Annotated in this window: 6 protein-coding genes and 1 pseudogene; 5 read left to right on the forward strand and 2 right to left on the reverse strand. The window is 71.2% G+C overall.

Going from position 1 to position 6706, the window contains the following annotated elements; all coding sequences use genetic code 11:
* Positions 1–813, reverse strand: an 813-nt coding sequence (locus ACYVE7_RS26365; protein ID WP_460368202.1) for a nitrilase-related carbon-nitrogen hydrolase, incomplete at its 3' end; no start/stop codon positions are given.
* A gap of 167 nt (positions 814–980) precedes the next feature.
* Here ACYVE7_RS26365 and ACYVE7_RS26370 point away from each other — a divergent pair.
* The gene (locus ACYVE7_RS26370) at positions 981–2261 is read left to right on the forward strand and encodes an FG-GAP repeat domain-containing protein (RefSeq protein WP_460368204.1); all 1281 of its coding nucleotides are present in this window, start codon (positions 981–983) and stop codon (positions 2259–2261) included.
* Between the two features lie 23 nt (positions 2262–2284).
* Here the strand turns inward: ACYVE7_RS26370 and glnA are convergent, their stop codons facing one another.
* On the reverse strand, positions 2285–3646 hold the full coding sequence (gene glnA / locus ACYVE7_RS26375; RefSeq protein WP_460368210.1) for a type I glutamate--ammonia ligase: 1362 nt from the start codon (positions 3644–3646) through the stop codon (positions 2285–2287).
* Between the two features lie 267 nt (positions 3647–3913).
* Between glnA and ACYVE7_RS26380 the strand changes: the two genes are divergently transcribed.
* The 4 genes and pseudogenes from ACYVE7_RS26380 to ACYVE7_RS26395 form a co-directional block, all read left to right on the forward strand.
* Positions 3914–4558 (forward strand): arginase family protein, encoded by a 645-nt coding sequence (locus ACYVE7_RS26380; protein ID WP_460368205.1) that lies wholly within the window; start codon positions 3914–3916, stop codon positions 4556–4558.
* A 48-nt stretch (positions 4559–4606) separates the two neighbouring features.
* Positions 4607–5155 carry an EF-hand domain-containing protein gene (locus ACYVE7_RS26385; RefSeq protein ID WP_460368207.1) on the forward strand — a complete coding sequence of 183 codons (549 nt, stop codon included), beginning with the start codon at positions 4607–4609 and terminating at the stop codon, positions 5153–5155.
* Positions 5155–6195 (forward strand): terpene synthase family protein, encoded by a 1041-nt coding sequence (locus tag ACYVE7_RS26390; RefSeq protein ID WP_460368209.1) that lies wholly within the window; start codon positions 5155–5157, stop codon positions 6193–6195. Before ACYVE7_RS26385 ends, ACYVE7_RS26390 begins: the two co-directional genes overlap by 1 nt.
* 103 nt (positions 6196–6298) lie before the next feature.
* Positions 6299–6706, forward strand: a pseudogene (locus ACYVE7_RS26395) (bifunctional [glutamine synthetase] adenylyltransferase/[glutamine synthetase]-adenylyl-L-tyrosine phosphorylase); the annotation flags it as partial.

Genomic DNA, 6706 nt, shown 5'->3' on the forward strand with positions numbered 1-6706 from the left:
GGGGGTCGCGCCGTCGGGCCGGTCGGCGGCCTCGGGCAGGGTGAGGTCGGCGAGCAGCAGGTGGTCGGTGAACTGGGGGGCGCGGGCCAGGAGTTCGCCGTCCGCGCCGACGATGATCGAGTCGCCGTCGAAGACCAGTTCGTCCTGGCCGCCGACCATGTTGACGTAGGCGAGCGCGCAGCCGGCCTCGACGGCGCGGCGCGAGCAGAGTTCGAGCCGCTGGTCGTCCTTGCTGCGCTCGTAGGGCGAGCCGTTGAGGACCAGCAGCAGCCCGGCGCCGGCCTGGGCGGTGGCGTGCGGCGGCCCGCCGTCCTGCCAGAGGTCCTCGCAGATGATGGTCGCGACGTCCACCCCGCCGACCCGGACGACCGGCAGCCTGTCGCCCGGCACGAAGTACCTGGCCTCGTCGAACACCCCGTAGTTGGGCAGATGGTGCTTGGCGGACCGGACGACGATCTCGCCCCCGTACAGCCACGCGGCCGCGTTGAGCGGCGCCCCCGCGGGCTGCCCTGGCCGTGCGACGGTCAGGGTCTTCCGGTCGAGGTACCCGACCACGACGGGCAGGTCGCCCAGCCCTTCGGCGGCGAGCGTTCCGGCCAGTTCGGCGAGCGCGATCTGCGACGCCTCGACGAACGACTTGCGCAGGGCGAGGTCCTCGATCGGGTATCCGGTCAGCATCATCTCGGGGAACGCGACGAGATGGGCCCCCGCCTCCTTGGCCTTGTGGGCCCACGCGACGACCAGCGCCGAGTTCCCGGCCAGATCGCCGACGGTCGGATCCACCTGTGCGAGCGCGATGCGAAGTTCAGCCACGTCACCACCCTAAGCCACCGGCCCCCGGTATCGTCAATCTGACGATAATAGCTGTGACGCGGACCACACACCGACATTCCCCCAGCTCCCGAGGTTTCCCGCGAAAGCCCCGAACCTTCGCCCGGATTCCGGCGTCTCACACGCATCCCCACGCCCTAGGAGTCCGGATGCGCAGAGTGCTCTCCGTCCTGTCCGCCGCGGCGCTCTCGGCCGCCCTGCTGCCCGCCGCCCAGGCGGCCGCCCAGGCGCCGAAGAAGCCGGCGAGGCCCGGCGATTTCAACGGCGACGGCCGCCGCGACCTCGCCGCGGGACTACCCGGCTGGACGGCCCGCGGCGGCGCGATCCTCACCCGCCAGGGCGGCCGCACCCTCGGCCCCGAGAAGGTGATCTCCCGCGCGACGCCCGGGGTTCCCGGCAAGCCGTCGAAGGGCGAGGGGTTCGGCGCCCAGCTCGTCAGCGCCGACTTCAACGCCGACGGCTACGCCGATCTCGCGGTCGGCACCCGCCGCAACGGCACCCTCGTGATCCTGCGGGGTTCGCGCACCGGCCTCACTGGCAGGGGCGCGATCGAGCTCAAGCCGAGCCTGGAGCAGCCGTTCCTCGGCGAATCGCTGGCCGCGGGCGACTTCGACGGTGACGGCTACCCCGATCTCGCGGCCCGCTTCGGCTGGGAGTCCGACTCCGGCACCAAGATCTACCGGGGTGGCCGCTCCGGTCTTTCGGCCAAGCGCGCGAAGGGCTACTGGACCGAGGCGCTGTTCAACCCGCTCGCGCTCGGCGCGGGCGACGTCGACGGCGACGGCCTCACCGACCTCGTCGCCCTGGCCCCGCCCCAGGTGACCGAGGACTCGATCGACGTCGAGGCCCGCTACACGATCCTGTTCGGCCGCAAGAAGGGCCCCGACCCGGCCAGGAGCGTCACCGTCGCGCTCCCCGGCTACCGTCCGCACGCCCTGGCGCTCGGCGACGTCGACGCCGACGGCCTCACCGACCTCGTGATCACCGCGGCGGCCCTCGGCCTGGTCACCGACCATCTGCTGTACGTCCGGGGCGGCCGCAAGCCGGCGGCGGTCCGCGAGCTGCGGCAGCCCGCCTTCCTGGCCGCCCCCGCCTTCGGGGACCTGACCGGCGACGGCCGCCCCGAACTGGTCTACGCGGCTCCCGGTGGCAGGCTGCTGCTGATCCCCGGCACCCGCAAGGGCCCCGACCCGTCCAAGTCCCGCCGCCTCAAGGCGCCGGGCCTGCGTTCCCCGGCGAAGCGCGGCGCGACCGTCGCCCTGACGATCACGAACGTGGTCGGCGGAGCCCGGCCGGATCTGCTGGCCGGCGCCCCGCTGACGAGCGCGCTGATCGTCTTCCCCGACGGCAGGCTGTCGTCGCCGAAGAAGATCAAGACCAGCCGCGCCTACCCGTTCCTGCTCCGCCGTGACGGCGGCAACCGCTCCTGACCTCGATCACCGCACCTCGAGGGTCACAGGACCTCGAGGTAGCGGCGGCGCTCGTACTCCGTCACCTGGCGGCGGTAGTCCTCCCACTCGGCGCGCTTGTTGCGCAGGAAGAAGTCGAACACGTGCTCGCCGAGCACGTCGGCGAGGAGTTCCGAGCGCTCCATGGCCTTGATCGCCTCGTCGAGCGACTGGGGGAGGGGCTGGATGCCCAGCACCCGGCGCTCGGCGGGGGTCAGCGCCCACACGTCGTCCTCGGCGCCCGCGGGCAGCTCGTAGCCCTCTTCGATGCCCTTGAGGCCCGCGCCGAGGATCGCCGCGAACGCCAGGTAGGGGTTGGCGGCGGTGTCGAGGGAGCGGAACTCGATCCGGGTGGCGTGGCCCTTCTGCGGCTTGTACATCGGCACGCGGACCAGCGCGGATCGGTTGTTGTGGCCCCAGCAGACGTAGGAGGGGGCCTCGCCGCCGGCGCCCGCGTCGGCTCCTGGGCCGCCCCACAGGCGCTTGTAGGAGTTCACCCACTGGTTGCAGACCGCGGTGATCTCCGGGGCGTGCTTGAGCAGGCCCGCGATGAACGCCCGGCCGACCTTGGAGAGCTGGTACTCGGCGCCCGGCTCGTAGAAGGCGTTGCGGTCGCCTTCGAACAGCGACATGTGGGTGTGCATCCCCGAGCCCGGGTACTCGGTGAACGGCTTCGGCATGAACGAGGCCCAGACGCCCTGCTCGAGCGCCACCTCCTTCATGACCAGCCGGAAGGTCATGATGTTGTCGGCCGTGGTGAGGGCGTCGGCGTAGCGCAGGTCGATCTCCTGCTGCCCGGGCGCGCCCTCGTGGTGGCTGAACTCCACCGAGATCCCCATCGACTCCAGCATGGTGATCGCGTTGCGCCGGAAGTCGTGCGCCGTGGAGTGCGGGGTGTGGTCGAAGTAGCCGCCCTGGTCGACCGGCTCGGGCCGCTCGCCGTTCTGCGGCATGGTCTTGAGCAGGAAGAACTCGATCTCGGGGTGGGTGTAGAAGGTGAACCCGAGGTCGGCGGCCTTGCTCAGGGTGCGCTTGAGTACGTAGCGCGGGTCCGCGAAGGACGGGGTGCCGTCGGGCATCAGGATGTCGCAGAACATGCGCGCGACGCCCGGCGCCTCGGCACGCCACGGCAGCACCTGGAAGGTGGACGGGTCCGGTTTGGCCAGCATGTCGGCCTCGTGGACCCGGGCGAAGCCCTGGATCGCGGAGCCGTCGAAGCCGATCCCCTCGGCGAACGCGCCTTCCAGCTCGGCGGGCGCGACGGCCACGGACTTGAGGAAGCCCAGAACGTCGGTGAACCAGAGCCGGATGAACCGGATGTCGCGCTCCTCAAGCGTGCGGAGAACGAACTCCTGCTGACGGTCCAATGCCATCTCCTGTCGATCCTCACGTTCATCCGGCGCCATGCCGCCGAGTCGTTCGTGCAGCTCAGCAGCCCACCGGGGTCGTCCTACATCCTGCCCTGCCGGTGTTTCCTCAGCGTTACAAACCTATCCGTCCCCTTACGGGAGGGCTCGAACCCTGCCATAGAACTCGGATATCGTCATCATGTGCGAACCATCTGTGTGCCCTATCACCTGGACGAGAGTCTCGGCGCACTGGACATTCCGGTCGAAGCTGACGAAGTCATTACCTTGCAGCTCGCGGAGGGCCTCCCGTGGCGTCGTATGGCCGTGCTCTACGACACCGTCGCCGACGTGGTCGCGGCAGCCGTCAAGGAGGGTGAGGTCCCTTACGTCTACTCGGGCGACTGCACGACCTCCTTCGGCACCGTCGCGGGCCTCCAGCGGGCCGGGATCGACCCGTCCGTCGTCTGGTTCGACGCCCACGGCGACGTGCACACCCCCGCCACGACCCTGTCGGGCTATCTGGGCGGGATGCCGCTGCGGCTGCTGACCGGCGCCAACCCCGAGGTGATCGCCGACCTGCTCGGCCTGCGCCCCGTCCCCGAGCACAGGATCACCCTGGTCGACGCCCGCGACCTGGACGCCCCCGAGGCCGAGTACCTGGCCGGGTCCGCGATCACCCGCTGCGAGATCGGCGATCTGGTCGTCCCGGACGGCCCGATCTACCTGCACCTCGACTTCGACGTCATCGACTCCGACCAGCTCCCCGGCCTGCTGTTCCCCGCGCCGGGCGGGCCCTCCCTGAAGAAGGTCGCCAAGGCCGTCCGGAAGGTCCTGGACTCCGGCCGGGTCGTCGCGTTCGGCGGCGCCTGCACCTGGTCACCGGGCCAGGGCACCGGCGCGCTGGTCGCGCCCATCATGACGGGACTTTGACCTGCGTCATCATCGTCCGTAAACAGCCCTCACTTAACGTGAGGTGCCATGGTGACGACCGATCTCCAGGCGCGCAAGCTGGACCGCGCCTTCGACCACCTCGACGTCGACCGCGACGGCATCATCGAACGCGACGACCTGGTGAGCCTCGGGGCCCGGTTTCTGCTCGGTTTCGGCGAGCCGCCCACCTCGAGCCGGGGCCGCGCCCTGCTCGACCGGTTCGACCAGCTCTGGGCGGCGCTGCTGTCGCGCCTCGACCTGGACGCCGACTGCCGGATCACCCGGTCGGAGTTCCGGCGCGGCATGGCCGCGGCCTTCATCCACGGCCCCGACTACGAGCAGGTGTTCCGTCCCGCGGCGCAGGCCGTCGCGCATCTGTGCGACGGCGACTGCGACGGCATGATCGAGCCGGCCGAGTTCCGCACGATGCTCGCCGCCTACGGCACCTCGGAAGGCGACATCGCGATGGCGTTCAGCGCCTTGGACACCGACCACGACGGCCGGATCACCGTCCCCGAGCTGGTCACCGCGACCCGCGAGTTCTACACCGGCGACGATGAGAGGGCAGCGGGCTCCTGGCTGTTCGGGAGGATCTGATGGACGGCCGTCTGCTGCTGCCGCTGACCGAGCGGGTCCCGTCGCTGGCCGAGCCCTGCGGCGTCCATCCGGAGCTGTGGCGGATCGGCGAGGAGGTCGGCGCGTGGGGCCGTGCCCGAGGCCTGGTCGTCGGCGACGACGACGATTCCCGGCTGGCGCGCGGCCGGTTCGAGCGGCTGTCGTCCCGGCTGTTCCCCGACGCGCCCGCCGAGCGGGTCGTCCTGTTCACCAAATGGCTGACCTGGCTGTTCGCCCTCGACGACCTCCGCGACGACCCCGCGATCGGCACGTCGGCGACCGCCGTGGAGAAGCTGTACGACGATCTGCTGGTCGCGTTCCGGCGCGGCGCGGGTCGTCCCGGCGGGGGAGCGCTGGAGCTGACCCTCGCCGAGCTGTGGAACGAGACCGCGCCCGGGTTCGGCGCCCGCTGGCGGCGCCGGTTCCTCACCCATCTGGAGTGGCACCGCTCGGCCTGCATGGACGAGGCCGTCAACCGGCGCACCGGGCTGGTGCCGGCGCCCGGCGACTATCCGCTGCTGCGCCGCCGCGCCGCGGGCCTGTTCATGTTCGATCTGGCCGAGGCGGTGCTGGGGGTCGAGGTGCCGGAGGCGCTGGCCGTCTCCCGCGCGTGGACCCGGCTGATCGACGGCACCTGCGATCTGCTGGTCTGGTGCAACGACGTCGCCTCCTACGACCATGAGCGGGAGGTCGGCGACCCGCACAATCTGGTGACGGTCACCGCCCGCGCCTACCGCCTCGATCCGCTCGCGGCCGTCGACCGGGTCAACGACCGGATCGCGGCCCGCGCGGCCGATCTGCCGGACGCGGCGCGCGAACTGCCCGCCGAGTTCGCCCGGCGGGACCTGACGCTCGCGGAGCAGCGGGCGGTGAGTAAGGTCGCCATGGCGATGCTCGCCGCGCCGCGCGCCCATCTGGACTGGCTGCTCGAATCCGGCCGGTACATCCCGCCCCGCATTCCGGCGCCGCGCGAAATCCCGTTGCTGCTCGCCGGAACCTTCGCGAAGGTGTCCAAGGCATAAGGGATGTAACGTTCCGGAGACCTTGATCCACAGGTGGAGCGACGAGAGGCCCCGGCGCGGTTAAGTTGGGGGTGTGAGCGAGCGCGCCGAACGCCGTACGTCAATGCCTGCCCGACTGGCCAGGCTCGGGTTCACCGACACCGCAAGAGCACAGACGGCGCTCGACGCCGTCCACCTGACCGACGAACTGGTCGACTCCTTCGCCGGGACGGCCGATCCCGATCTCGCGCTCACGGCCCTGGAGCGGCTGGCCGAGCACGATCCGGGGCTGTCGGGGCGGCTGGCCGCCGAGCCGGAGTCCGCGGTCAGACTGCTGACCGTCCTGGGCACCAGCGCCGCGCTGGGCGACCATCTCGTCAGGCATCCCGAACAATGGAACGTTCTCATGGACGAGCCGCACGCGCCGGAACCGGCGGAGCTGCGGACGGACCTGCTGACCGCCGTCGGCGCCGATCCCGGGTCCGACGCCCCGGTGGCGTCCGGGGCCGACGCGCTGGACGCGCTGCGCGTC

This window comes from Actinocorallia lasiicapitis (assembly GCF_054778695.1).

Excerpts from the sequence above, each read along its gene's own strand:
- ACYVE7_RS26370 (WP_460368204.1), top strand. The coding sequence starts at position 981 with ATGCGCAGAGTGCTCTCCGTCCTGTCCGCCGCGGCGCTCTCGGCCGCC.
- ACYVE7_RS26385 (WP_460368207.1), top strand. The coding sequence starts at position 4,607 with ATGGTGACGACCGATCTCCAGGCGCGCAAGCTGGACCGCGCCTTCGAC.
- ACYVE7_RS26390 (WP_460368209.1), top strand. The coding sequence starts at position 5,155 with ATGGACGGCCGTCTGCTGCTGCCGCTGACCGAGCGGGTCCCGTCGCTG.